The organism is Allobacillus halotolerans (assembly GCF_018967645.1).
Taxonomy (GTDB): domain Bacteria; phylum Bacillota; class Bacilli; order Bacillales; family Alkalibacillaceae; genus Allobacillus; species Allobacillus halotolerans.
The window spans coordinates 60,071-84,180 of record NZ_JAHLZF010000005.1; the positions used below are offsets into that span (position 1 = coordinate 60,071).

The 24,110-nt window shown below is 40.4% G+C and carries 28 protein-coding genes and 1 riboswitch; of the genes, 11 read left to right on the forward strand and 17 right to left on the reverse strand.

What is annotated here, in order from left to right; genetic code table 11:
• The first annotated feature begins 38 nt into the window (after window positions 1–38).
• Window positions 39–419, forward strand: coding sequence for a hotdog fold thioesterase (locus KQ486_RS04965; RefSeq protein ID WP_216686954.1), 381 nt, complete (start codon window positions 39–41; stop codon window positions 417–419).
• A 22-nt stretch (window positions 420–441) separates the two neighbouring features.
• Window positions 442–795, forward strand: coding sequence for a TraR/DksA C4-type zinc finger protein (locus KQ486_RS04970; RefSeq protein WP_216686955.1), 354 nt, complete (start codon window positions 442–444; stop codon window positions 793–795).
• 863 nt (window positions 796–1,658) lie between these two features.
• Here the strand turns inward: KQ486_RS04970 and KQ486_RS04975 are convergent.
• Entirely contained in the window at window positions 1,659–1,976 is a 318-nt protein-coding gene (locus KQ486_RS04975) for a hypothetical protein (protein ID WP_216686956.1), read from the reverse strand.
• 21 nt (window positions 1,977–1,997) lie between these two features.
• Here KQ486_RS04975 and KQ486_RS04980 point away from each other — a divergent pair, with 21 nt between their 5' ends.
• Window positions 1,998–3,020, forward strand: coding sequence for a potassium channel family protein (locus tag KQ486_RS04980; RefSeq protein ID WP_274236140.1), 1,023 nt, complete (start codon window positions 1,998–2,000; stop codon window positions 3,018–3,020).
• Window position 3,021: 1 nt separating this feature from the next.
• On the opposite strand, the gene KQ486_RS04985 is transcribed toward KQ486_RS04980, so the two are convergent.
• The 3 genes from KQ486_RS04985 to yugI form a co-directional block, all read right to left on the reverse strand.
• On the reverse strand, window positions 3,022–3,414 hold the full coding sequence (locus KQ486_RS04985; RefSeq protein WP_216686958.1) for a YugN family protein: 393 nt from the start codon (window positions 3,412–3,414) through the stop codon (window positions 3,022–3,024).
• 138 nt (window positions 3,415–3,552) lie between these two features.
• The gene (locus KQ486_RS04990; RefSeq protein WP_144163450.1) at window positions 3,553–4,710 is read right to left on the reverse strand and encodes an iron-containing alcohol dehydrogenase; all 1,158 of its coding nucleotides are present in this window, start codon (window positions 4,708–4,710) and stop codon (window positions 3,553–3,555) included.
• A 126-nt stretch (window positions 4,711–4,836) separates the two neighbouring features.
• Window positions 4,837–5,223 (reverse strand): S1 domain-containing post-transcriptional regulator GSP13, encoded by a 387-nt coding sequence (gene yugI / locus KQ486_RS04995; protein ID WP_144163451.1) that lies wholly within the window; start codon window positions 5,221–5,223, stop codon window positions 4,837–4,839.
• Between the two features lie 308 nt (window positions 5,224–5,531).
• Between yugI and KQ486_RS05000 the strand changes: the two genes are divergently transcribed.
• Together KQ486_RS05000 and KQ486_RS05005 are read left to right on the forward strand one after the other, a co-directional pair.
• A complete protein-coding gene (locus KQ486_RS05000; protein WP_216686959.1) occupies window positions 5,532–6,701 on the forward strand; it encodes a MalY/PatB family protein in 1,170 nt (389 codons plus the stop codon).
• Between the two features lie 96 nt (window positions 6,702–6,797).
• Complete coding sequence (locus KQ486_RS05005) at window positions 6,798–7,172, forward strand: hypothetical protein (RefSeq protein ID WP_216686960.1); 375 nt, start codon at window positions 6,798–6,800, stop codon at window positions 7,170–7,172.
• Window positions 7,173–7,505: 333 nt separating this feature from the next.
• Here KQ486_RS05005 and KQ486_RS05010 read toward each other — a convergent pair whose 3' ends face one another.
• Window positions 7,506–8,060, reverse strand: coding sequence for a DUF7010 family protein (locus KQ486_RS05010; RefSeq protein WP_216686961.1), 555 nt, complete (start codon window positions 8,058–8,060; stop codon window positions 7,506–7,508).
• 257 nt (window positions 8,061–8,317) lie between these two features.
• On the opposite strand from KQ486_RS05010, the gene KQ486_RS05015 reads away from it, so the two are divergent.
• On the forward strand, window positions 8,318–8,554 hold the full coding sequence (locus KQ486_RS05015) for a hypothetical protein (protein ID WP_216686962.1): 237 nt from the start codon (window positions 8,318–8,320) through the stop codon (window positions 8,552–8,554).
• A gap of 4 nt (window positions 8,555–8,558) precedes the next feature.
• Here the strand turns inward: KQ486_RS05015 and KQ486_RS05020 are convergent, their stop codons facing one another.
• The 6 genes from KQ486_RS05020 to ribD all read right to left on the reverse strand — a co-directional run bounded on the left by KQ486_RS05020 (window position 8,559) and on the right by ribD (window position 13,022).
• On the reverse strand, window positions 8,559–9,140 hold the full coding sequence (locus KQ486_RS05020) for a superoxide dismutase family protein (RefSeq protein WP_216686963.1): 582 nt from the start codon (window positions 9,138–9,140) through the stop codon (window positions 8,559–8,561).
• Window positions 9,141–9,235: 95 nt separating this feature from the next.
• Window positions 9,236–9,460 carry a hypothetical protein gene (locus KQ486_RS05025; protein WP_144163739.1) on the reverse strand — a complete coding sequence of 75 codons (225 nt, stop codon included), beginning with the start codon at window positions 9,458–9,460 and terminating at the stop codon, window positions 9,236–9,238.
• A 91-nt stretch (window positions 9,461–9,551) separates the two neighbouring features.
• The gene (gene ribH, locus KQ486_RS05030) at window positions 9,552–10,019 is read right to left on the reverse strand and encodes a 6,7-dimethyl-8-ribityllumazine synthase (protein ID WP_216686964.1); all 468 of its coding nucleotides are present in this window, start codon (window positions 10,017–10,019) and stop codon (window positions 9,552–9,554) included.
• 46 nt (window positions 10,020–10,065) lie between these two features.
• A complete protein-coding gene (locus tag KQ486_RS05035; protein WP_144163741.1) occupies window positions 10,066–11,253 on the reverse strand; it encodes a bifunctional 3,4-dihydroxy-2-butanone-4-phosphate synthase/GTP cyclohydrolase II in 1,188 nt (395 codons plus the stop codon).
• A gap of 15 nt (window positions 11,254–11,268) precedes the next feature.
• Complete coding sequence (gene ribE, locus KQ486_RS05040; RefSeq protein ID WP_144163742.1) at window positions 11,269–11,919, reverse strand: riboflavin synthase; 651 nt, start codon at window positions 11,917–11,919, stop codon at window positions 11,269–11,271.
• Between the two features lie 11 nt (window positions 11,920–11,930).
• Entirely contained in the window at window positions 11,931–13,022 is a 1,092-nt protein-coding gene (gene ribD, locus KQ486_RS05045; RefSeq protein WP_246569197.1) for a bifunctional diaminohydroxyphosphoribosylaminopyrimidine deaminase/5-amino-6-(5-phosphoribosylamino)uracil reductase RibD, read from the reverse strand.
• Between the two features lie 45 nt (window positions 13,023–13,067).
• A riboswitch (FMN riboswitch) is annotated at window positions 13,068–13,201 on the reverse strand.
• A gap of 152 nt (window positions 13,202–13,353) precedes the next feature.
• On the opposite strand from ribD, the gene KQ486_RS05050 reads away from it, so the two are divergent.
• The 3 genes from KQ486_RS05050 (at window position 13,354) to KQ486_RS05060 (ending at window position 15,752) form a co-directional block, all read left to right on the forward strand.
• A complete protein-coding gene (locus tag KQ486_RS05050; RefSeq protein WP_216686965.1) occupies window positions 13,354–14,163 on the forward strand; it encodes a VLRF1 family aeRF1-type release factor in 810 nt (269 codons plus the stop codon).
• Window positions 14,164–14,267: 104 nt separating this feature from the next.
• Window positions 14,268–14,978 carry a purine-nucleoside phosphorylase gene (gene deoD, locus KQ486_RS05055; RefSeq protein ID WP_144163745.1) on the forward strand — a complete coding sequence of 237 codons (711 nt, stop codon included), beginning with the start codon at window positions 14,268–14,270 and terminating at the stop codon, window positions 14,976–14,978.
• 171 nt (window positions 14,979–15,149) lie between these two features.
• The gene (locus KQ486_RS05060; protein ID WP_144163746.1) at window positions 15,150–15,752 is read left to right on the forward strand and encodes a biotin transporter BioY; all 603 of its coding nucleotides are present in this window, start codon (window positions 15,150–15,152) and stop codon (window positions 15,750–15,752) included.
• A gap of 390 nt (window positions 15,753–16,142) precedes the next feature.
• Here KQ486_RS05060 and KQ486_RS05065 read toward each other — a convergent pair whose 3' ends face one another.
• Window positions 16,143–17,624 (reverse strand): leucyl aminopeptidase, encoded by a 1,482-nt coding sequence (locus KQ486_RS05065; protein WP_216686966.1) that lies wholly within the window; start codon window positions 17,622–17,624, stop codon window positions 16,143–16,145.
• 168 nt (window positions 17,625–17,792) lie between these two features.
• Here KQ486_RS05065 and KQ486_RS05070 point away from each other — a divergent pair, with 168 nt between their 5' ends.
• A complete protein-coding gene (locus tag KQ486_RS05070) occupies window positions 17,793–18,266 on the forward strand; it encodes a divergent PAP2 family protein (protein WP_144163748.1) in 474 nt (157 codons plus the stop codon).
• A gap of 54 nt (window positions 18,267–18,320) precedes the next feature.
• On the opposite strand, the gene KQ486_RS05075 is transcribed toward KQ486_RS05070, so the two are convergent.
• The 3 genes from KQ486_RS05075 to KQ486_RS05085 form a co-directional block, all read right to left on the reverse strand.
• Window positions 18,321–18,953, reverse strand: coding sequence for a 3D domain-containing protein (locus tag KQ486_RS05075; RefSeq protein ID WP_216686967.1), 633 nt, complete (start codon window positions 18,951–18,953; stop codon window positions 18,321–18,323).
• 95 nt (window positions 18,954–19,048) lie between these two features.
• Window positions 19,049–19,366 (reverse strand): YuiB family protein, encoded by a 318-nt coding sequence (locus KQ486_RS05080; RefSeq protein WP_144163749.1) that lies wholly within the window; start codon window positions 19,364–19,366, stop codon window positions 19,049–19,051.
• A 158-nt stretch (window positions 19,367–19,524) separates the two neighbouring features.
• Window positions 19,525–20,745 (reverse strand): NAD(P)/FAD-dependent oxidoreductase, encoded by a 1,221-nt coding sequence (locus tag KQ486_RS05085; protein WP_144163750.1) that lies wholly within the window; start codon window positions 20,743–20,745, stop codon window positions 19,525–19,527.
• Window positions 20,746–21,149: 404 nt separating this feature from the next.
• Here KQ486_RS05085 and KQ486_RS05090 point away from each other — a divergent pair, with 404 nt between their 5' ends.
• A complete protein-coding gene (locus KQ486_RS05090; RefSeq protein ID WP_144163751.1) occupies window positions 21,150–22,136 on the forward strand; it encodes an NAD(P)/FAD-dependent oxidoreductase in 987 nt (328 codons plus the stop codon).
• A gap of 495 nt (window positions 22,137–22,631) precedes the next feature.
• Here the strand turns inward: KQ486_RS05090 and KQ486_RS05095 are convergent, their stop codons facing one another.
• Both KQ486_RS05095 and KQ486_RS05100 read right to left on the reverse strand, forming a co-directional pair.
• Complete coding sequence (locus KQ486_RS05095) at window positions 22,632–23,537, reverse strand: nuclease-related domain-containing protein (RefSeq protein ID WP_216686968.1); 906 nt, start codon at window positions 23,535–23,537, stop codon at window positions 22,632–22,634.
• Between the two features lie 201 nt (window positions 23,538–23,738).
• Window positions 23,739–24,095, reverse strand: coding sequence for a HesB/IscA family protein (locus KQ486_RS05100; protein ID WP_144163834.1), 357 nt, complete (start codon window positions 24,093–24,095; stop codon window positions 23,739–23,741).
• Window positions 24,096–24,110: the final 15 nt, after the last annotated feature.

The window sequence follows — 24,110 nt, forward strand, 5'->3', positions numbered from 1 at the left end:
TTCTTGAAAAAAGGGAAAATTGAGAGGGGTTACTGTAAATGAATTTAGAGGGTACATTGTTTGAAACGTTGGGAATTGAGGTATTAGAAGGAACAAAAGAAAAAGTGGTTTTATCCATGCCTGTCACACCTACTGTTCATCAACCAATGGGCTACTTGCATGGAGGAGCCTCTGTCGCTTTAGCTGAATCCGCCGCAAGTCTCGGTGGTTTTCTCAATGTCGATTCGGAAAAATATAATGTCTTTGGAATTGAAATTAATGCCAACCACATCAAAAGCAAACGTGATGGAACCATTTATGCTTATGCGACACCAAGACATATTGGACGAACGACGATGGTATGGGAAATTGAAATCAAGGACGAAAACGACCGGTTGATTTGTTTATCACGTTGCACAATTGGAGTGGTGGCAAAATAACAAATCAGGAGTGATTCATCTTATGGACAAGCAAGATTTGAAAGAAATAAAAAATAAACTTGAAGATGAAAAACGTGACTTGGAAGAGCGAATCGAACGCTATTTAAACCAAGAGGACTTGATGGAAGGTTCCGTTGGAGAACTGAACTCCTTTGACGAAACGCACCCTGGCGATCAAGGGACTGAGCTTTTTGAACGAGAAAAAGATATGACAATTTATCACCGTGATCGACAGCAATTAGAAGAAGTCAATCATGCATTAGAAAAAATGGATACAGGCACATACGGTATTTGCGAAGAAACCGGTAAAGAAATCCCGGTTGAACGCTTGAAAGCTGTGCCAACTGCACGCACGGTGGTTTCGGAAGCGGAATAAAAATTTATTTGAAAAGCAGCTCACCTTTTAGGCAAGTAGTTGACTTACCATGGAAAAAAACTGAGATGAAATAATACTTGAATGAATGCACAAAAACGCTTGGTTAGAAATAAAACTCTATCCAAGCGTTTTGTATTGATTGCTAACTAAAGCCACATTTACTTAAGTGCACCATTTCACATTTTACGGAAATTTTTTTGCTATTTTCGAAAAACTATTAATCAGTTTATATAAAATAAAAATTGTGTCAGTATTCAGTATAAATGGTAGCGATATATTACAATAAAATAAAATAGACTGGCTTCGCATGAGGGGTTAGGTAGCACTGTTGATCTGCCGTTAGTCTTCGTCGGGAGACTTCCCGGGGAGGGAGGTGCTCGCCTATGGACATTGTTAGTGCATTAACGCTGATGATATCCTTCGGGATGTTGGTGGCGTTTATTATGTCTGACAAAAACCAAAAAAAATAACCCCTCCAATGCGTTTGAGCGGTGCTGAGGGATTACTTTTTCCTTTTGCTGCCTAGCCCCTCTGATGGGGTTCGGTCTATTTCGACCGCTCCATGTACCAGCATGGGCGGTCTTTATTAGTTTATGCACTTATAATCCTTCTATGTTCATTATACCACGAAATGAATGTTTGTACACATTGACTTTTTTCTTAATATATTTTCATCGTCTACTCTATCCTGCCCTGATTTCACAACAGCCCCGTCCGTTTAAGTATAAGTTTCCACAAAGTTCTAACACTTATCATAGGATAACTTCCATTTTTCCAAATATACCACAAAAATTTCAACCAACTTCACAATCGACAAACTTATCAGCAATAAATATAACATAGCATTTAATATGTACTGCTTTTTATTCTAATACGGTTATTAGAGTGCTTCTATCAACAGTTACAACGCCTTTATCGACAGTCAGAGCGCTCCTATCAACAGTTACAACGCTTTTATCGACAGTCGGAGCGCTCGTTTCAACAGTTACAACGCTTTTATCGACAGTCAGAGCGACCGTATCAACAGTTACAACACCTTTATCAACAGTTAGAGCACCCGTATCAACAGTTACAACGACTTTATCGACAGTCAGAGCACTCGTATCAACAGTCAGCACTCTTTTATCGACAGTTAGACCACTTTTATCAACAATCAGCTCAGTCTTTTTTAATAATTTCATAGCAATCTGGTTAAAATATCCGTGAGTCGCTACATACAAAGGTGGTTTACTATGTTTCAACAGTTGCTACGGACATATTTTCAGTTACCGACATTGTTTCGATTGGTTATTACGGTTCTATCTTTTTTGCTTTTGTTTGGAACGGTTATTTATTTAGTAGAACCGCAGCAATTCAATACGATTTTTGAAGGAATCTGGTGGGCATTCATTACAGGGACGACGATCGGCTATGGAGATTATGCACCTGTGACAATGCTCGGTAGGTTTTTGACAATGGTCATGATTTTATTAGGTGGAGGGTTGGTGGCCTACTATATGGTTGCTGTTTCGAATCAAACGCAGAAAAAAGAAAGGGAGTTTCATCAGGGCCAGGTTGCTTATCAAGGGAAGGGGCACATCATTATCGTTGGGTGGAATGAGCGAACGCGTAGGCTCATTCATTTGTTTCAGGAAAACAACACAAAGCCACCATCTATTGTGCTCGTTGACCGAACGTGTCGCTCAAACCCTTTACCGCTCACCTTCGTTCATTTTATTAAAGGTGACCCAACGGTTGATGAAACGTGGCAGCAGGCGAATATCGATGAAGCGGAAAAAATTATTATTACTGCTGATCAGTCATTGAAAGAAGTGGAAGCAGATTACCGTTCGACCTTGTTGACGATTACAGCACGCGGCATACACAGAGAAATCCCAATTTTTTCAGAAGTGTTGACTGAGCAACAAAAAAATAATGTATTACGTGCTGGAGCGACGGAAGTCATTTGTACAAACGAGACGACTAGCTTACTCATTTATCAAGAGCTGGTTGGGTCCGGACATGCAAAAACATTTGATTACTTAGCTTCCGTGTTGTCCACGCAAAAGCTACATCTACAAGACATCTCGGAAAAATGGCAAGGTCACACGATTATTGAGCTTACACACCAATTACAGAAGGATGGTAAGCTCCTGCTTGGGTTGGTGCGTGAGGAAGAACGAATCATTAATCCGGATCCAGACGAAAAAATCCAAGCAGGCGACCAAGGAATTTATATGGATTGATTTATTGTAGCAATGCTTTTTCGACTTGTTCAATTACTCGTTCTGCTTCTTCCATTAGCGCCGGATGTAAGACTGAGTCAGCTTCTGTTCTCGTCACAGTAGAGGAAAGATTTACTGAAAGCCCTTCTTCAGCCAATCCTTCTTCAAAAGACTGAGATAGAATATATGGTTTGGCGATTCGAACTTTCGCTTCAGGTTCGTTAAAGTGGCCGATTTCAATGTAGATCGGAATACGCAAAAATGCACGACCGCCATGTGGCTGATTTAACGGGTAATCAATCGATCCCTTCTCGAATTCAATGTCCTCGTTTTCAAAACCTAAACGAAACAAGATATAAGATAAATCTTTATAGTCATAAACTTGATTTTCAATTCCAGAGTGAATTGGATACATTTTGGTTCACCAACTTTTCTAAGTTTGTTTGTTATTATATACGGCTAAAAAGTTATCATGTCACCAATTTTATGAAAAAACATTTATAACACACAAAAAAACCAGCCGTAGAACGCCTCACGACTGGTTTAATGAATTTTATAAGGATTGACGTAAAATAGTATGCACATCTTCTGCATGAAGTGTTTTGAAGTTTCCGAAAGGTCCGTTTGCCATTGCTTTTTCGACCATTACGTCTAATTGTGAATCGTCGATATCATAGTCAGCAAGTCGGGTTGGTGCACCGAGTGCTGTCCAAAACTTACGTAGACGGTCAATTCCTTCTTGACCGACTTGTTCATCTGATTTACCTGTTGGATCGACACCGAGAACACGGACGGCCATTTGCTTGAATCGTTCCGTATGAACATTCAAGTTATGCTCCATCCAATTCGGGAAGAGAATTGCCAGACCTCCTGCGTGTGGGATGTCATAAACGGCTGACACCGCATGTTCAATATTATGCGTCGCCCAATCGCCTCGATAACCCATCTGAAGGAAGCCATTAAGCGCAATGGTTCCTGCATACATAATGGTTTCGCGATATTCGTATGATTCCAAGTTTTTAAGTAACTTCGGCGCCGTTTCGATAATCGTCCGAAGAATTCCTTCAGCCATCCGGTCTTGTACCGGTGCATTCGTCGGTTTATGGAAATAGTCCTCTAAAATATGGCTCATCATATCGACGATTCCATAAACCGTTTGCTCTCTCGGTACAGAATACGTATGAACTGGGTCAAGAATGGAGAACAATGGCCACGTGTACTGTGAACCCCATCCGTACTTCTCATTCGTTTCCCAGTTCGTAATGACAGAGCCGCGATTCATCTCAGAGCCCGTTGCAGCAGCAGTCAAGACAGTTCCAAATGGCAATCCGCCTGGTGCTTTCACTTTTCGGGTGACTAAGTCCCACGCATCTCCGTCATATTTAGCACCAACGGCAATTGACTTCGTACAATCAATAACGCTGCCGCCACCAACTGCTAAGATGAAGTCGATATTATGTTGTTTACAAAGATCGGCACCACGATTGACAGTTGTAATGCGAGGGTTCGGTTCTACACCGCCTAGCTCAAAAACTTCATAATTCTCAAGTTTTTTCATGACATTGGTGTAAATCCCATTTCGCTTAATGCTGCCGCCACCGTAAACAACTAATACGCGCTCGACGCCATCCGGAATTAAGTTCGGTAGCTTTTCAAGTTGACCACGTCCAAAGACCAACTGTACCGGGTTATAAAACTGAAAATTTTCCATAACCTAAACTCCTTTCAACTTAACGTACATAAATGAATTGCTGGTTCTATTATGTTTAAAAATCGCGATGAAATCAAAAAAAGTGTCCTCTGTAAATGAAAAAATTACAAAAGACACATTTTTATATTAGCGACGGAATGTTTTTTCGCGCTCTTTTGATTGTTCGATCCATTCTTCTAGCTTATCTTTCAACACGTTGAAGCCGCCAGAATCTTCTTCTGTTGACTGTGCAACAGGTGCTTGATGTTTCTGTGTTTGAGCTTGTGGCTTGTCCTGAGTCGCACGAATCGAAAGAGAGTATTTATTATTCTCTTCGTCAACATTCAAAACTTTTACAGATACTTTGTCACCTACAGATAAATGCTCATTAATATCTTTTACGAAACCGTGAGTTACCTCAGAAATATGAACGAGACCTTGTGTTTGGTCGTCGATTTCAACAAACGCGCCATATGGCTTGATTCCAGTGACTTTTCCTTCAATCACTTGTCCTTCTTGGATGTTACTCATCATATACAACTCCTAATTCTAAACTTTTTACACAGTTAACTATTTTATCACACTTTGGCGAATGAATCAAAAAAGTGCCGTCAAATTCTCATGGTCGTTACAAATTCAATCCGATTTTCATAAGGAAATATCAAAAATAAAAATAAATATAAACTTTTTTATAAAAAGTGGTTTATTTTTTGTTTAAATGGTTATACATAGTAGTGTAATACTTTCTCGTATTCCCCCTTTGGCAAAGTGGATTCCCCCGCTTTGCCATTTTTTTTGCTTTAAATTATGATAGACGTATAGATTAAAAAGGGGGCGTTACAATGAAAGAAATCTTCGAGCAAGGAATCGACCGAGAAAATACCAATTCCGCAAAATGGGATGCAAGAGAAAAAATCTTTGGCACAAGTGATTTGTTACCGATGTGGGTGGCAGACATGGATTTTGCCGCACCACCTTCGTTGAAAGATGCATTGATCAAGCGAGCGGAGCATAATGCTTATGGTTATACGATCCATAATGATGAGTTATTACATACCATTCAAAATTGGGTAAAAAGACGTCATCAAACGAATATCGATACGGATTTACTAAGCTTCAGTCCAGGTGTCATCCCTAGTCTACATGCAGTGATTCAAGCTTTCACCGAAGAGAATGACCAGATTGTCATCCAACCACCTGTGTACCCACCATTTTTCTCAGTGATTGAAACGCATAATCGTACAGTTGTCGAAAATCCGTTGGTGCAAGGTGACAATGGATATGAAATGAATTTCGAGGAGCTTGAAGAATTATTCAAAGCAGGAGCAAAAGCTCTTCTTCTTTGTAGCCCTCATAATCCTGTCGGTCGAGTATGGACAGAAGAGGAACTGAAGAAAGTTACGGACCTTTGTGTAAAATACAATGTGATGTTGTTTTCTGATGAAATTCATGCAGACATCGTCTTCTCTCAATCTGAACACTTCCCTGCAATTCGAGTAAATGAGAAGGTGAAAGAATTGACCTTTACATTGATGGCTCCCTCCAAGACGTTTAACATCGCTGGGTTGCAAGGTTCATTTATTCTTTCGCCAAACGAAGAACAAAAAGAAAAGCTCGACAAGCAACTTCAAAAGCAAGGTATTGGCATGTTGAATACATTTGCCTATACCGCTATGCAAACGGTTTACGAGTCTGGTGAAGAATGGCTTGAAGAACTGAATAAAACGTTAGAGAATAATCGTGACCTCGTTAAAAATATGTTTGATGAGAGCGGCCTGCCGATCCGTACGATACCATCTGAAGGAACGTATCTTGTCTGGCTTGATTTCCGTGAAACAGAGATCCCTCACGATGAGTTAAAGAAGATATTGATTGAAGAAGCAAAAGTCGGCCTAAATGATGGCACGACATTCGGTAAACAAGGTGAACAGTTTATGCGTATGAACATCGCAGCACCGCGTTCGACCGTGGAAGATGGAGTCAATCGGATTATTGAAGCTTTTTCGGAATAACTTAACTGTAAAGTAACAATAATAGTTCTCAAACGAAAGAGACTGGCACAAATATGAATGTTTAATAACAATGAAGTGAGCGTTTAAGAAAGGGTATTGAAATACGTAGACGCCTGGCGTCAATTCATGCAGGTGAGGCGGCTAACTGATGAAGTTTGGCTGTTGACTGCTGAAGTTCGAATGCTGACTACTGAAGTTTGGTTGCTGACTGATGAAGTTCGAATGCTGACTGCTGAAGTTTGGTTGCTGACTGCTGAAGTTCGAATACTGACTGCTGATGTTTGGTTGCTTACTGCTGAAGTTCGAATGCTGACTGATGAAGTTTGGCGGCTGACTGATGAAGTTTGGCTTCTGACTACTGAAGTTCGAATGCTGACTGATGAAGTTTGGCTGCTGACTGCTGAAGTTATGTCTCCCATGCAGGAGTTAGCCTATTATTTTCGGACTGCAATGCCATATAACTTTTATTAATGAAAGAAGCGTACACGCAGCCTAAGGTATAGAAGACACTTCGATTTATCGCAGATGTCGTCTTATGTCCTGTGGGTGCAAGCAAAGTGTTTTGAGGGATTGTTAGTCAAACAGAAAACCCGAGCGATTTATTTACGTCTAAATCGTTCGGGTTTTCTTTTCTTCTATAAACTTTTGCACAAATTTTAACAGGCTTTTAAATCATGGTTATGTCAATCTTCTAATTATGTTTTAAATCAGAACCGTGTATCGTATTTGTCATAAAAGAAATCTTAACTCCGCCATATAAAGCTTTATATAAACCTACAACAAGCTCTTAGTTACACAGTTCAATTAAGCATTCTTCGTAGCATATTCTCTATTCTCGACCGTAACCCACGTCGCTAATATAATTAATGACCCTACCATAACAGTTGGAATTAACCAAAGCTGGCTCGCTCCTAATGTCCAACCGACTACCGTGATCATCACTGCAACAAGTGGTGCAATCATGTAATATGCTTTTGACTCGTAGTACCAACCGTATGGGAAAAAATGCGCAGCTGTTATGATAGCGAAAAATAACACAACCTGTTCAGGCGATTTTGCAAACGCCCAAAAGATGAATGGAAAATAAGCAAACTGAGCAAGATTGATGATCAGACCGAGCATGTTTAGTGGATTATCTTCCAATTTCCAATCAGCTTTCAATAACGTCGATATACCAACAGCGAGCGGAAACATCATTCCAGTAGATACGAGCATAAAGATATTTTTTGTTTCTAATGATAAATTCGGCATCAAAAAGATTGCTGTAATGACGATCCAAATAACCGTACCTGCTAATATAAATGAGACTCCTTTTTTCCCTCGGATTGCTGCATCCCTTTTTGCTTCTTCTACTTGCACTATACTCTCCCCCTATTTCTAATACCTTTGCACGAAATAACTGCCAGGATTATTCTCATCTAAGCAAAGAATTGATTTTATCTATACTATATAATTTATCATAATTATCAAAATAAACCAGACAATTGTTCAATAGATGGTACTTTCCTCTTTAAAGATTGGTTATATAGAGATGTTTTTACTTTTCTTCCCGTCAAAAAATTATTCGCTTTCTTGAAATATCATTTGAGTGGTTAGGCGTTTTTGCTCGGTCAACCGTGTGGATTGAACGGTTACTCACTGTCTTTGAACAGTTAGGCGCGCGTTTTGAACAGTCACGCACGCTTTTTGAACGGTTAGGCGCGCGTTTTGAACAGTCACGCACGTTCTTTGAACAGTTAGACACAACTTTTGAACGGTCAAGCCCAGACGTGTTTAGTGAAGTAGAATCTTTAACACAAAAAAGCATAGAGCTTAAACTCTATGCTTCAGAAATACATAATAGTATTCGTTAAAAACTCACGATTCTTCCTCTTCTTTTTGCTCAACTTGTTCGCCTGGGTTTGTGCCTTCTTGCAGCTCCGAGTCTTTTTTAATGACTGCACAGGCAACACGTTCACCAGAATCTCCGGATGGTTGGCTTACGCCGTCATCTTGGCCGGAGTGAATGATCAGTGCCTTGCCTTCATCTGAGAAAACTGAGCCTTTTCCATCTTTTAATGTTGCTTCCGATAAAACAAATTCATAATCAGCAATCGTCCCGTCTCCGCCAACTTCGATATTCGGCATATCGCCAATGTGTGGACCTTCTGGGTGCATTAGACCGTGTTTGGAATCGTCAATCGTCCAGTGATTTCCGGCTGACTCGAAATTCGGACTTTCACATTTGGGAAATTCGTGGACATGAATCCCGTGAAAGCCTGGTTCTAACCCTTCAAGCGCAACTTTTACTTTCACGCCTTCCGGTTCTTCTGAAACAGTTGCTTTTCCGATAATATCTGAATCTGCGTTATAAATATCCGTCTCTACCATTGTTTTCTGATCGGATTGGCAACCTATTAAAAAAGCTGACATTGAAATGATTAATAGTGCTCGTTTCATTTTTTTACCACCTCACCTGACAGTTTGGCTAGTCGGTAAGGATTTTAAACGGCTACAACTAAAAAAACACCCACTATTTATGAGTGGATGTTTCATTAGTTCTTATCTGTTTGATCTTTCTCTTCTTTTTCTTGAATGACCGGACCATATCTTTCATTAAACTTATCTTCTTGTTTTTTAGAGATTTTTTTAATGAGAATGAAAGCCAATACTGCAACGATGAAAAAACCAATCATCGTCAATAGGGCTGGTAGGTATTCCGTTTTATCATCAGGAAAATAAAGAAATGGCATTAATATTGGAAATTGTATAAAAGGCATGACAAGCACCTACTTTTACTTATGTGATTAGCTCAAGTATAACATAGGGAAATGTGGTGTTGTCAGTTGAGTGTTTCACCTTTTTGACAATTTACTTTCCTATTTCTTTTAAAAGATTCGCCATTTCAATGGCAGCAATCGCGCAATCATACCCTTTGTTTCCTGCTTTCGTGCCTGCACGCTCAATTGCTTGTTCGATTGTATCTGTTGTCAGGACGCCGAAAATTGCCGGGACGCCTGTTTCTTTGCTGACAGAAGCAACGCCGCTAGATACTTCCCCACTTACATACTCGAAGTGCGGTGTCGCGCCACGAATGACGGAGCCAAGCGTAACGAGTGCATCATATTTATTCGTTTCTGCAAGTTTTTTCGTTGCTAGTGGGATTTCATAGGCACCTGGTACCCAAACAACTTCGATATCATTTTCGTCTACACCGTGACGTTTCAAAGCACTTACGGCACCGTCTAACAATCTTTCATTGATAAATTCATTGAAACGACCGACAACGACCGCTATTTTAAGTCCTGTTCCGACTAAGCTTCCTTCGTATGTTTTCATTTCGTATTCCTCCTCTATTGTTTTCCATTGTGTTTTCATTTTTAACTTAAAACAAATGACCTAATTTATCGCGTTTTGTTTGCAAGTACTTTTCGTTGTTTTTATTTGATTCCATTTTAAGTGGTACACGTTCAACTAATTCGAGTTCATAACCGTGCAGTCCTTTGATCTTACGTGGATTATTGGTGAGTAGGCGCATTTTACGTACACCGACGTCTTCTAAAATTTGTGCACCTAAACCGTAATCCCGTAAATCAGCTGGAAAACCAAGTTTGTGGTTAGCTTCAACGGTATCATAGCCTTCTTCTTGGAGCTTATAGGCTTTTAGTTTATTCAACAAGCCGATGCCTCGACCTTCTTGGCGCATGTAAAGAAGAACACCTTTTCCTTCTTCTTCAATCTGTTTTAAGGCTGCTTCCAATTGCGGACCACAATCACAACGATGGGAGCCAAATACGTCGCCTGTTAAACATTCACTATGCACACGGACCAACGTAGGCTCATGTGGGTTGATATCACCTTTCACTAAGGCAATATGCTCACGGCCGTCCAGATCATTTGTGTAAGCAATCGCATTGAAATCACCGAATGAAGTTGGTAAGTTGATTTCGATTTCACGACTGATCAATTTTTCGTGTTTTCTACGATACTTAATCAAGTCTTCAATCGTAATCAGCTTCAATCCTTTTTCATCTGCCAATTTACGAAGTTCCGGTACACGAGCCATCGACCCATCTTCATTCATGATTTCGCAAATAGCGCCGACAGGTTTTGATCCAGCGATTTTCGCCAAGTCAATAGCCGCTTCTGTATGCCCTGCCCGACGCAAAACGCCTCCCTCTTTCGCGATTAACGGAAAAATATGTCCAGGTCGTTTAAATTCTGTTGGAACGACATCATCTTCAGCTAAGCGCATAATGGATTTAGACCGCTCGCCTGCACTAATCCCAGTCGTTGTTTCCACATGGTCGATACTGACGGTAAATGCAGTGCCGTGACTGTCTGTATTCACATCAGCCATCATGTTCAATTGAAGTTGATCTGCTTTTTCTTTCGTAATCGGTGCACAGATTAATCCACGGCCTTCTGTCGCCATGAAGTTGATCATTTCGGGAGTTGCTTTTTCACCTAGTGCGACAAAGTCCCCTTCGTTCTCTCTATTCTCGTCATCTACAACGATGACAGCTTTTCCTTCGCGTAGGTCTTCTATTGCTTCTTCTATTGAATCAAACATTGTTTGCCCCTCCTATTAACCAAGAAACCCTGATTTTCGCAGCTGTTCCAAGGAAACTCCTTTTTCTTTTTGTTCTTCGTTCGGTTGTACGAGCTGATAGACATATTTTAACAATTGGTCGCATTCGATATTCACTAAATCCCCTGTACCTTTGCTCGTTAAGGTTGTTGCATCCTGTGTGTGCGGGATTAACGAGATGGTTAACACATGATCTTCTAAGCCAAATATCGTAAGCGATGTCCCGTCAATCGATACGGAACCTTTAATCATCATATATTTACTTAAGTTTGCAGGTACTTCAATATGAAAGTATTCCGCATTCTCACGTGTTTCACGTTTAATGATTTTCCCCAAGCCATCGACGTGTCCTGACACGAAATGACCTCCAAATCGTCCATTGGCTGCCATTGCGCGTTCCAGATTCACTTTTGAACCGACTTTTAAATCTTTTAATGCGGTATGGTGAAATGTCTCAGGCATAACGTCCATCGTAAAATTCGTATCTGTAAAAGAAGTCGCTGTTAAACAAACACCGTTAACAGAAATACTGTCACCCAATTTCAAATCCTTTGTCACGATCGATGCTTTCACATCCAACTCGAGAGACTCGTTTGCTTGGTTGATCGTTTGTATTTCACCGACTTCTTCAATAATTCCAGTAAACATTGTATAACCCCCTACCGTTTCGGTTTGGCAATAATTTTCAAGTCATCATCCATCTGTTCGATCGATTCAAACGTCAGCTTTACGCTTTGGCTTACTTCTGTAAATCCATTTTGGTTAAAGAATGGTTTACTGGATGGTCCACCGATCAACTTTGGTGCCATATAAACATGAAGCTCATCAAAAAGTTGTTTATGTATGAATGACGAATGGACCTTTGAACCACCTTCTACATAAACACTCATGATTTTATCTTCTGCTAATTGTGCCAATAAATCGTTTAAATCGATTTCGTCTGTTGGCATGCGCAAAACATCAATATGTTCTATTTCATTTAATTGTTTTTCAGTTGATTCGCTCGCATGATTTCCACAAATAATGATGGTGCGAACGGCTTGATCTGTGAGTATTTTGGCATGAAAAGGGATGGATAGATGAGTATCCAAGATGATTCGTATGGGGTTAATTCCTCCGTGGGGCAAACGGGTTGTTAATTGAGGATCGTCATGTTTAACGGTTTCAATTCCGACTAAAATCGCATCATGTCGGTGGCGGTTTTCGTGAACATCACGTCGTGCCGCTTCACCGGTAATCCATTTACTATCACCACTGTTCGCCGTCATTTTTCCATCGAGCGAAACAGCTGTTTTTATCGTGACGTATGGTCGTTTATTTCGCATGAAGTGCATGAAATCTTTATTGATCTCTATGGCATCTTCTTCATGTAAACCAACTTCGACGTCAATACCTTCATCGCGCAACCATTGAACGCCTCTTCCAGCAACTTTCGGATTCGGATCCAAGGTTGCGACAAAAACTTTTTTAATTCCTGCGTCAATAATCGCTTTGGCACATGGCGGTGTTTTCCCATAATGTGCACAAGGCTCCAAGGTCACGTATATGTCAGCGTCCTTCGCCTCATCACCTGCTTGCTGTAGTGCAAATACTTCAGCATGCGGCTCACCTGGCTTCATATGTGTTCCGACGCCGACCACTCGCCCGTTTTTAACAACTATGGCGCCAACCGATGGATTCGGATGCGTCTGGCCGATCGTCAGCCTTGCCATTTCCAAAGCGTGTTTCATATAATCTTTTGATTCTTTCAAACGTTAACCTCCTAATCAAGCAATCTTTTTTGGCCGTTAACGTTTCAGATCCTTCTCCCCTCCAGACTCTGACTGTCGGTTCCAGATTCGCACTGGATCAACCGCTCGCGCGGGTCGTGGACTTCAAGCACTCACTTGTTACCACCGGTCGGGATTTTCACCCTGCCCCGAAGAATCGTAACCCAAATATTTAAATGATTCATCATCATTATAATTTAATTGATAAAATTCTGCTACCCTTTTGTTTGTATAATTGTCCCCTGCGTTTAATCTCTTCTATAAACGGAAATACTTCTATAGAGTCAGTTTTTATAAAAGGAGTGTATCTTGTATGGATTTAAATAAAGAACTGAAGAAACTTGAATCACTATATCTCCAATCACCTCATCGTGTATTTACGATGTATTTAAACACAGATCCAGCTGACCCTGGAAATCTAAAAGGTAAGTGGCAAATTCATTTCAAAAATGCAATGCAAAACTTTGAAAACTATCTCGAAAAAGATGATGATTCCGATGAAAAGCATAACTTCTGGAATGTGAAAGAAAAAGTAGAACGATTTGTACAAGATGAACAACCGAATTTCAAGAAAAGTGTCGTGATCGTAGCCGCTTCGGATGATTCGGTTTGGTTTGCGAAAACATTGCAAATGCCCGTAGAAAATGAATTCCATTGGGAAGAAACAGCGAAATTGGATCAGCTCCGTCGGATGCAAGAGGAATTTCCGAAGACGGGCATTATTTTAACCCAACAGGAAGAAATCAAATGCATTGATGCCAACCTTGGAAGCGTCAATGACACGAAAGTTTTTGAATTGGATTTGGATACAGAGGATTGGCGTCTCCACGAAGGAGCTCACTTAGCCGATCGAAATATGGGAACGTCAGGAGCGAAATCATCCAAGCAAGATGAATTCAAAGACCGTTTTGAAGCACACCGGGAAAGATGGTATAAACAAGTCGCCCCTAAATTAGACAAACTCGCTAAAGATAATGGTTGGCAACGAATTTATTTAGTCGGTGCACAGGAAGAAACCGATGAACTGGAAAACGCAATGAATAAACCTGTAGAAGATAAGGTCAATAAAAATTTATTGAATCATGAGGAAACAAAAGTAATCGAAGAAGTTGTATTTGCTTAACTCGATTGATCCCTATGCAGAACGAATGCATAGGGATTTTCTTTTTCTTTTAACTGATCTTATGATAACTTTTAAACAGAACATATGAAGGAGGAACTTATGAAATGAGCACAGCACATATTGGCGCAAAAAAAGGCGATATCGCTGAAACAATTTTACTTCCAGGAGATCCGCTTCGGGCAAAATATATTGCGGAGAACTTTTTGGATGATGTGACGCAATATAATGAAGTTCGCGGTATGTTAGGTTTTACAGGTACTTATAAGGGTGAGCGTATTTCGGTTCAAGGAACTGGAATGGGTGTACCAAGTATTTCGATTTACGTGAATGAGTTGATTAATGAATTTGGTGTGAAAAATTTAATTCGCGTTGGGTCTTGTGGAGCCTTACAAAAAGATGTCAAAGTACGCGACGTTATCCTGGCCCAAACGTCAACAACGGATTCTCAGATGAACCGGATGAATTTTGGTGGCATCGACTTTGCACCAACAGCTGATTTTGGATTGCTGAAAAACGCATATGACGTCGGCGAAGAAAAGAACTTGAATCTTCGTGTCGGCAACGTATTTACAAGCGATAGCTTCTATCGTGACAATGCAATGGAGTTGTTCGAAAAATTAGCGGAATACAATGTACTGGGTGTCGAAATGGAAACGACAGCTCTATACACATTGGCGGCAAAATATGATTGTCGTGCACTTTCTGTATTGACGGTGAGCGATCACATCTTAACTGGTGAAGAAACGACTCCGGAAGAACGTCAAACAACATTCAGTGATATGATTGATGTTGCATTGGAAGCAAGTATTCGATAAGTATTGAGTTTAATCAATGACTTCTCAAAAGTTTTCGAGCTTTTGAGAAGTTTTTTTATTTCTTCGTGAAAACTACCTTCCTATTGTTAACCTATTTATTTTATGGTTGACAATCATTTGCCTTCTCATATATTATAAAGAAAAAGATTCAGAAAAAGAGGGGTAATTGAAATGAATAACCAAAGATTTCGTACGGTCGACTTGACGATGGGAGCGGTCTTCGTCGTCCTAATGATGATTGGAGCCAACTTAGCTTATTGGGTTCCTGCTTTAAAAATTACATACGCAGGTGGAGAAGTTCCGCTTACTTTGCAAACTTTCTTTGCGATCCTGGCCGGGATTTTGTTAGGTAGAAAACTTGGCGCATTTTCGATGATCGTTTATCTCGCTGTCGGAGCTGTCGGTGTGCCTGTATTTGCAGAAATGAGTGCGGGGATTGCCAACCTTGCAATGCCGACAGGTGGATTTTTGATTTCATTTGTTTTTGTAGCCTATATCTCTGGATTGATTATTGAAAAAGCTTCCAATAATAGTTTGGCTACGTATTCTTTCGCCGTTTTCGGTGGATTGATCGTAAACTATTTAATCGGAACACCTTATTTATATTTTTCGATGAACAATGTGTTGGGAGTGCCGATTTCCATGTATGGATCCATGCTTACGATGTTGCCGTTCTTCATTAAGGATGCTGTGATTACTGGTTTACTTGCAGCGACCCTGCCTTCTTTTGTGACAAGAATCCAACGAGTAAGCCCATCATTGCGGAGTCAATAATTGATTAAAACGTCGTTCACTTAGTGAATGGCGTTTTAAATTTTCCAATAGGCTGATGACCTAGCTTTCTTCGATTATTAAGATGGCTTTTTGCGTTTATTTGGCGGCTTACTTCAGTTTTTCGGCGGCTTTTTGACTTTTTTCAGCGGCTTGTTGCTGTTATTCGACGGCTACAAGAGAGATTTCAACGGCTTGCTACGATTTTTCGACGGCTTTCCAGCTTTTTTCGACGGCTGCCTATGTGTCGAAACGCGCAATGTAAAATAGTAATAAAAAATAGCGGTAGCACAGAAAGTGAAAGATAAATGAATAGGTAAAGACCAGCAACGCTGAGGGTTGCTGGTCTTTTACATGAAAAGTATTTATTCATATTTTCATTCAGTTTTGATTTTATTCACCTAAATGAACAGCTTTCGCTAATGTTCTTGCCATGACACCAGTCGATCCTTTTGGTCCGAGGTCATATGCAGAATCAGATACTGCTGTACCTGCGATGTCCAAATGAACCCATGGTGTGTCTTCGGCAAACTCGCCGACAAATGCAGCCGCTAAAATGGATTGTGCTTTTCTACCTGGTGAGTTGTTTAAGTCAGCGATATGGCTTGTTCGAACTTCTTCACGGAAATGATCCATGTACGGGAATGCCCACACTGGTTCGTCCATTTTTTCAGAAGCTGTTTTTATTTCCTCATACCATTCATCGTTGTTTGTTAAGGCTCCTGTGACTTTATCGCCTAATGCGACAATGACACCGCCGGTTAGGGTAGCGATATCAACAATTTTTGCTGCGCCTTCTTTTCTTGCATAAGCAACGGCGTCTGCAAGCGCCAAGCGCCCTTCTGCATCCGTATTGCGGATTTCAATTGTTTTTCCGCTCATGGATACGATGACGTCGTCTGGTTTAAATGCTTTTCCACTGATCATGTTGTCAGTTGCTGCAATAATGCCCATCACATTTTCTTTCGGTTTCGTTTTACCGATTATTTCCATAGCGCCAACAACTGCTGCCGCTCCGCCCATGTCCATTTTCATACCGACAATACCGTCTTTAGGCTTTAACGAATAACCGCCGGTGTCAAAGGTGATTCCTTTTCCGACAAGTGCGGTTGGGTTTTCCCACGTGTCTTTTCCTTGATATTTCATGACGATAAAGCGTGGTGGCTCATCGGATCCTTGGTTGACGGCAAGGAGTGCTCCCATACCAAGCTCTTCAATTTCTTCTTTGCCGAGAACTTCGATTTCCAGGTCGTTTTCATTGGCAATGTTTTCAGCGAAATTTGCCAGGTCAGTTGCCGTTAGCAAGTTACTTGGAAGGTTGACTAAATATCTCGCCGTGTTGGCACCTGTTCCATAAGCGTAGCCTTTTTCTACAGTTGATAGATCGAGCTCTTGGCTATTGATGAAGGTTACTGCACTTAGATTCGTTTTTTCTGGTCTATTTGTATGACATGTAGATTGCTCAAAGGTTGATAATGCAAAAGCATCGCCAATTGCTTCAAGCTGTTCTTCTGTTGGGTTTTCTTGAAAGATGCTGGCTATAGAAACAGCCGCTTGATCGACACCATCTTTTTGAATGGATTGAAATGTTTTGCCTATGGCTTTTCGTAAACGGTTCGTCGTTAGTTCTTCTCGTTTGCCAAGACCGACGAAGTATAAACGCTCCGCTTCAATCTTTCCTAGCGTATGTATTTTCCCAAGTTTCCCGTATTTGTTGGAAAGATCTCCTGCTTGCATCAGTTCACCCAACTGCTGGTCGAACGCTTGATTCAGTTCTTCATAGGTCGTTTGATTATTTTTTTGTTCTTCAAATAAGCCAACAATTAAAGCTTTCGTAGATGCCTTTGTGACATCATCTTGTGTCTGTTGAAACATGTCCTCACTCCTTTTATCGTATACAATTATCATATCAGATTATTTCGATATGCGAAATAGACAACCTTCCTAACTTAAACGCTTGTCATATTTTCTTCACCATATCCGTTTGTGTTCAAGCATTTTTTGGGTACTATGAGAATAGTATGTTTAAAGGTAGTTGATATTATGGAAATTTTTACGAATACGCCTCTATGGATTGCTTTATTGGCTGTTTTGTTTGCGCAATTTGTCAAAATCCCTATTCACTTCATTGCAACACGTGAATTTAAGCCGGGGTTGGCTTTCAGTACAGGCGGCATGCCAAGCAGCCATTCGGCCTCTGTCACTTCGTTAGCTACGGCAATCGGTATTGAAAATGGTCTCGATTCACCTTTTTTTGCGATTGCAGCTGTTCTGAGTATCATTGTCATGTACGATGCAACAGGGATTAGACGCCAGGCCGGAGAGCATGCGACGATTTTAAATCAGCTCGTTAAAGATTTCCAACGTCTTGTAGCTGATGCGAAAAATTGGCCACAAAAAGAACAACAACAAAAAAAGGAAGAGTTAAAAGAACTGCTTGGTCACCAACCGATTGAAGTTTTCTTTGGCGCATTAACTGGAATCATTTTAGCTATTGTTGTTTATTCATTTATTTAGTTTTAAAAAACCCGCTGGCACAGCTTCCACAGCTGTACAGCGGGTTACATGTTGTTATAGGCTTTCTTGAAATGTCGGCAAGTCGCCTGCTTCGATCTTGTCGGCCCATTGATTGAATTCTTCTTCCGTCAATTGACCTTCTCCTTCTTCAATGACAAAAACATCAATTTCTTTTTTTCCCCATTGACTAAATACTTCATCAACCGTTTCATAGTACAAATCGATTTTGTTTCCTTTAATCGCACTTCCCGTATCTGCAACAATTCCGTACCCATAGTTTGGAATGTACAATACGGTTCCGAGTGGTAAAAATTTCGGATCGGCAGCGATTGTTGAAAGCTCATCACGTTGTACTTCTAAACCTGAGAATGTAATCCCATAATTCGGGTGACCCGGGCTTTTCCCGGTTGATTCAGCACCTGCCGTATAGCCAGTTGCAATGACGGTTTTCACTTCAAACTGACGGTATGCTTCAGTAGAAAGACTCGTAAGTTCAATTTCATAATCTTCTATCGTATGATCCACTAATGTTATGTCTGTTTTTTTCGCCAAAGCCGATTCTTTGGCTGACAGTTCCAACGTGAATTTACTTTCATCATCTTCACTTGAATAAGAAGTGAGTACGAAGTAAGAATTCATCAAAAAGAACATCCCCATAAATAAAAAGCTTCTTGTAGGAGTTCGCATGTAAACCACCTCACTATGGCTTAGCGTTTCCGTTTTAAGAAGCTTTTAAACATTTTTCGACAATATTCTATTCAATTCTTCTCTTAGACTACCCTTTAAAACATTTGATATCCGTTTTTCCGTAACATCTTAATGGAAATTCCAGAAATGATTGTTCCGAGGAATCCTGCCAATAAAATGAGGATGTCCCATATCTTTAACCCGGTAACTTTTGCACCGAGGGCTGGAAATGCGATATCTGGTTCTGTTAGATAACTCATGAACGAAACATCGTCGATGATTAAAATGACGACGATCGGAAATATAAACGACATGATCCATGTCATGCGCAATAACATATTCAATATAAAAGCGATTCCGAAAAACAAGACGAAAAATAGCACGGCTGCTACAATCCCTTGAATAATATCCATACTTGCTCCCCCTAAAAATTCTCTAGACACTCCATCATTCTACCTTATTCGCAGTGATTTTCAAAGTCGATTTACTCGAGCTTTATGGCTGTTTTTTGACGAAAGGTAGAAAGTAAAAAAGCAAAAGCAGTATATAACCGCTTTTGCTTCGTTAACCATTAATGGTACATATCCAGCTTTCCTTTTTTCAACAATAGACCTACACCGCCAAGTTTCAATAAGTAACGGTTATCGATTACTTTTTTCATGATGGATGCAGAACGTCCGAATAGTTTACGGTCGCCGAATACGACACCAATTGCATCTGTGTTTCCAAGGGAAGCAACTGTTCCTTTGTTATCAAATTCGAATGTTTCTAGTTCATTATTGCCACTGATTACTTGTTTCAAGTTGCGAGCAGTCATTTCTGCCATTTGAATTGCGATTTGTGCTGTTGGTGGGTATGGTCTTTCTGTTTCAGGGTTCATCAGAACAGCACAGTCACCAACGACAAATACGTTATCATAATTCGGTGCACGTAAATCTTTACGAACAGGTACTTTGTTCCGGTTTACTTCGAATCCTGATTCGCCAACAATAGAATTTCCTGTAACCCCAGCTGCCCAAACGACATTTTTAGAAGGAATCATTTCCTGCTCGTCGTCTTTTTCAACGACAATGCCATCTTCAGTTACCTTTTTGATCATTGTGCTAATACGGAATTCGACACCTTTTTCCTCAAGACGGTTCATCGCATATTCCACAAGTTCCGGGTCAAATCCAGCAAGTGCTGTCGGTCCAGCTTCTACGTTGATGATTCTGACTTTTTCTCTTGGAATATCATATTCTTCACAAAGCTCAGGAACACGGTTCGCAATTTCACCCAAAAATTCGATACCTGTGAACCCTGCTCCACCGACGATGATTGTAAGTAGGTCATCACGCTCTTCTGGTTCATTGTTGTATTTTGCAAAGTTACTTTCAATTTCCTCACGAATTAAGCGAGAGCTATTAATGTTGGTAATAGAGTAAGCGTTCTCAAGCAAGCCTTCGATGCCAAATGTTGCTGTCTCGAAGCCCAATCCAATCACTAAGTAATCGTACGTCAATTCGCCTTCTTCAAGTTGAACTCTTTGACCTTCAGGATCAATCGATAGAACCGTGTCTTGGATAAAATTCACACGATTAAAGTCGATCAAATCCTCGATTGGAATACGCACTCGATCATGATGTAGCGTACCTGCAGAACTTTCATGCAACCAAGTGGTTTGATAATGGTAGTCATTTTTGTTTACCAACGTGATGTTCGCATCGTTTGCCTTCAGTTCTTTTTGCAAACGAACAGTTGTCATAATGCCTCCATAACCAGCACCAAGTATGACAATGTTAGGTCTACTCATTCTAATCACATCCATCCATAATATTTCTTCTCTTCATGAAAATATGCGTACACATCGCCACAGAAAAACTGATTCCACCTATTTCCAGATGACTTTGTGATTTTCTTCACGAACTAAACGAGAATGTCACATTTTTGTAAAATTCAACATCTAAAAACAATCATAGAACTTTTAAATCTGTTTTTCAAGTCTAAAAGTTAAATTCAGACCTTTCTGAAAACCCGTCTCATATTCTTGCTTGTATTATGGTTGGTTTATTGCTTAGAAGATTTTTAATAAGAATTTTAAGCAGGATACCTAACGAACTTTTTCGCTATTTTTTGCAAACCATTTAGCATATTTTCTTGTAAATGTTATAATGATTCTTGGTGTCAAAAGTCATTTTAAGACTTGGAGGTATAGTTATGAACGACAATATTAACGATATTACGATCATCGGCGCTGGACCAGTTGGTTTATTTACTGCATTTTATGGCGGTTTGCGCGATGCTGATGTCCATATCATAGAGAGTTTACCCCATATCGGGGGACAATTAACCGCATTATACCCAGAAAAATATATTTATGATGTGGCAGGTTTTCCGAAAGTTCGAGCTCAAGAGCTTGTCGATAATTTATATGATCAGGTAAAGCCTTTTAATCCGAAGATCACACTTGGTCAAGCTGTTCAAGAAATTGTGAAGCTTGAAGATAATTTATTCCGACTAACGACTGATCAAGAAACCTTTTATTCTAAAACAGTCATTATCACAGCCGGTAATGGTGCATTCGAGCCACGTAAATTACGTATACCGGAATGTGACCAATATGAACAACACAATCTGCATTATTACATTACTAACTTGGAATCATTCCGTGATCGTCATGTCATGATTTGTGGCGGGGGCGATTCAGCTGTCGACTGGTCATTGATGCTTGAGCCGATTGCCAGCCAAGTGACATTGGTTCACCGCCGAGAAGATTTCCGCGCGCACGAACATAGTGTTGCTCAGTTGAAGCAATCTTCCGTGAATATCTTAACGCCTTATGTGCCGACAGAACTTCATGGTACCGAGGCAATAGAGTCTGTCACGTTACAAAAACCAAAAGATGATGACAAAATCAATGTCGAAATTGATGACATGCTCATCAACTTTGGCTTTGTATCTTCACTTGGCCCGATTAAAAATTGGGGACTGGAAATTGACAAGAACAGTATTACCGTGAATACGAAAATGGAAACGAACATCGAAGGCATATACGCAGTTGGTGACATCTGCACCTATACAGGGAAAGTCAACCTGATCGCCACTGGATTTGGTGAAGGTCCGACAGCTGTCAACAACGCCATGGTGCGCATGAATCCATCCGCCCGCGTTCAACCAAAACACTCTACTCATATGTTCGGTTAAAATAAACCGCTTCCCTTTGGTGGGTGGCGGTTTTTTGTTGGATGTGGTTGAGGCTGACGTGTTTTCTATAGGACTTTCCGGAAGTTTTTTGTGCTCGCTCGGGGGTATAGAGTGCTCCTATAGGACTTTCCGGAATATTTTTGTGCCCATCCGGGGGTATAGAGCGCTCCTATAGGACTTTCCGGAAGTTTTTGTGCCCGTTCAGGGGTATAGAGTGCCTCTATGGGACTTTCCGGAAGTTTTTTGTGCTCGCTCGGGGGTATAGAGTGCTTCTATAGGACTTTCCGGAATATTTTTGTGCCCATTCGGGGGTATAGAGTGCTTCTATAGGACTTTCCAGAAAGTTTTTGTGCTCGCTCGGGGGTATAGAGTGCTTCTATAGGACTTTCCGGAATATTTTTGTGCCCATTCGGGGGTATAGAGCGCTCCTATAAGACTTTCCAACTTTATTTTTGGCCCGCTCGGGAGTATAGAGATTCCTTTCGTTCTACTTTCTCATTCATAGTACGACCATCGCAAATTTCCTTTACGGGTAAAATGTTGACCTAAAATTCTTGAAATACTTTTTAATGAAATTAAACTATCACACCAGTCATCAATCGCTGAAACGGTTACTTTCTTATCAGGAAATAATAATTGATATTCCTTAATTAACCCCACAGTTGCTGTATTTAGATTTTCTACCCAATTGCAGTGCTTGCAATAGACCTTTCTTCCTTTCACTTCCACCGCCATTAAACCGCATCCACCGCAAACAACCCCTTTCTTCACCTCATCATACTCATACTCCGGTCGATTTTGATAGGGCGATTCTTTCAGATGGAGTTCAATAAGTTTTTCTGCTAGGTGTTTGTGGGTTTGGTTCAGTTTTGAACCGAATCCGTTGAGCATCCGTAAATGATCACTGATTTGTGTAGGAAGAATGATGGGAGTGTTTTGCTCGGCATGAAATAACGTAAATTCCGGATTGACAAAAACGACATGAAACTGGATTGGTAAGTTATAGCCGTGTTTTCGGAGCAGTTGGGTGAGGGCTGGCGCAGATCGGCCGATTTGATGGAGTGGGTTCATGATTTCTTGCCGGGGAACTTTGAAGAATCTTTCTTGATCGAAGAAGAACTCGCCTTGATAATTTTTCACCTCGTAAACAAATACTTTTTCTTTCGTGATTAAAAGCGTGTCGATTTGGAATACAGTACCATTATGTTCGAGTAATAAATCGTGGATTTGAATGTGGTCGCATTTGAGGTTATTCAGCAATTTATCGAATCGTCTTTCCCCTTTAAGTCCTTTCAATAAATGTAAGTAATTTTTTCGGTCTTTTGGTGACAAGGTCAACCGCCGATCAAGTGCATGTAGCAATCGTAATTCGCCAGTCATTTCACGTTGCTTGTAAATCATTCGCAATCCTCTTTTCTTTTTACTTTGATTATAGTAAAGGTAGTGCAGCACTGCGAATGACGATAAATTCATTTTTAAGAAAAAATTGATCGTTATGTTTATTAAATCTGTCAAAAATCACTTTTTCTACTCTACAAAAACTCTTTTCCACAAAAAAACTGTCTCACCGATCAAGGTAAGACAGTTTGTATGTTTAAGTATTTAGCAATCGCCTGGTACGCCGACTCTTCCGTCTGCTTTAAAGGATGAGCCACAACCGCAGGAAACAATCGCATTTGGATTATCGATTGTGAACCCGCCACCCATCATGTTTTGTTTATAATCAATGGTTGTATTTTCTATAATCGGCTGATCCATTTTCGCGATGACGACAGGAATATCGTTTTCGATGTATTGATTATCGGTTTCTTTCACTTCATAATCGAATCCTAATTGATAGGACAAACCACTGCAGCCGCCACCCTTTACGCCAAAACGTAGGTAGACGTTTTCTGCCGTTTCTTCTTTCATCATATCTTGTATTTGTAATTTTGCTTGTTCTGTAATTACAATGGACATGTCAACGACCTCCTT

Coding starts and splice junctions, on each gene's coding strand:
- KQ486_RS04965 (WP_216686954.1), top strand. CDS start 39: ATGAATTTAGAGGGTACATTGTTTGAAACGTTGGGAATTGAGGTATTA.
- KQ486_RS04970 (WP_216686955.1), top strand. CDS start 442: ATGGACAAGCAAGATTTGAAAGAAATAAAAAATAAACTTGAAGATGAA.
- KQ486_RS04975 (WP_216686956.1), bottom strand. CDS start 1,976: ATGAAATTATTAAAAAAGACTGAGCTGATTGTTGATAAAAGTGGTCTA.
- KQ486_RS04985 (WP_216686958.1), bottom strand. CDS start 3,414: ATGTATCCAATTCACTCTGGAATTGAAAATCAAGTTTATGACTATAAA.
- KQ486_RS04990 (WP_144163450.1), bottom strand. CDS start 4,710: ATGGAAAATTTTCAGTTTTATAACCCGGTACAGTTGGTCTTTGGACGT.
- yugI (WP_144163451.1), bottom strand. CDS start 5,223: ATGATGAGTAACATCCAAGAAGGACAAGTGATTGAAGGAAAAGTCACT.
- KQ486_RS05000 (WP_216686959.1), top strand. CDS start 5,532: ATGAAAGAAATCTTCGAGCAAGGAATCGACCGAGAAAATACCAATTCC.
- KQ486_RS05020 (WP_216686963.1), bottom strand. CDS start 9,140: ATGAAACGAGCACTATTAATCATTTCAATGTCAGCTTTTTTAATAGGT.
- KQ486_RS05025 (WP_144163739.1), bottom strand. CDS start 9,460: ATGCCTTTTATACAATTTCCAATATTAATGCCATTTCTTTATTTTCCT.
- ribH (WP_216686964.1), bottom strand. CDS start 10,019: ATGAAAACATACGAAGGAAGCTTAGTCGGAACAGGACTTAAAATAGCG.
- KQ486_RS05035 (WP_144163741.1), bottom strand. CDS start 11,253: ATGTTTGATTCAATAGAAGAAGCAATAGAAGACCTACGCGAAGGAAAA.
- ribE (WP_144163742.1), bottom strand. CDS start 11,919: ATGTTTACTGGAATTATTGAAGAAGTCGGTGAAATACAAACGATCAAC.
- KQ486_RS05050 (WP_216686965.1), top strand. CDS start 13,354: ATGGATTTAAATAAAGAACTGAAGAAACTTGAATCACTATATCTCCAA.
- deoD (WP_144163745.1), top strand. CDS start 14,268: ATGAGCACAGCACATATTGGCGCAAAAAAAGGCGATATCGCTGAAACA.
- KQ486_RS05060 (WP_144163746.1), top strand. CDS start 15,150: ATGAATAACCAAAGATTTCGTACGGTCGACTTGACGATGGGAGCGGTC.
- KQ486_RS05065 (WP_216686966.1), bottom strand. CDS start 17,624: ATGTTTCAACAGACACAAGATGATGTCACAAAGGCATCTACGAAAGCT.
- KQ486_RS05070 (WP_144163748.1), top strand. CDS start 17,793: ATGGAAATTTTTACGAATACGCCTCTATGGATTGCTTTATTGGCTGTT.
- KQ486_RS05075 (WP_216686967.1), bottom strand. CDS start 18,953: ATGCGAACTCCTACAAGAAGCTTTTTATTTATGGGGATGTTCTTTTTG.
- KQ486_RS05080 (WP_144163749.1), bottom strand. CDS start 19,366: ATGGATATTATTCAAGGGATTGTAGCAGCCGTGCTATTTTTCGTCTTG.
- KQ486_RS05085 (WP_144163750.1), bottom strand. CDS start 20,745: ATGAGTAGACCTAACATTGTCATACTTGGTGCTGGTTATGGAGGCATT.
- KQ486_RS05090 (WP_144163751.1), top strand. CDS start 21,150: ATGAACGACAATATTAACGATATTACGATCATCGGCGCTGGACCAGTT.
- KQ486_RS05095 (WP_216686968.1), bottom strand. CDS start 23,537: ATGATTTACAAGCAACGTGAAATGACTGGCGAATTACGATTGCTACAT.
- KQ486_RS05100 (WP_144163834.1), bottom strand. CDS start 24,095: ATGTCCATTGTAATTACAGAACAAGCAAAATTACAAATACAAGATATG.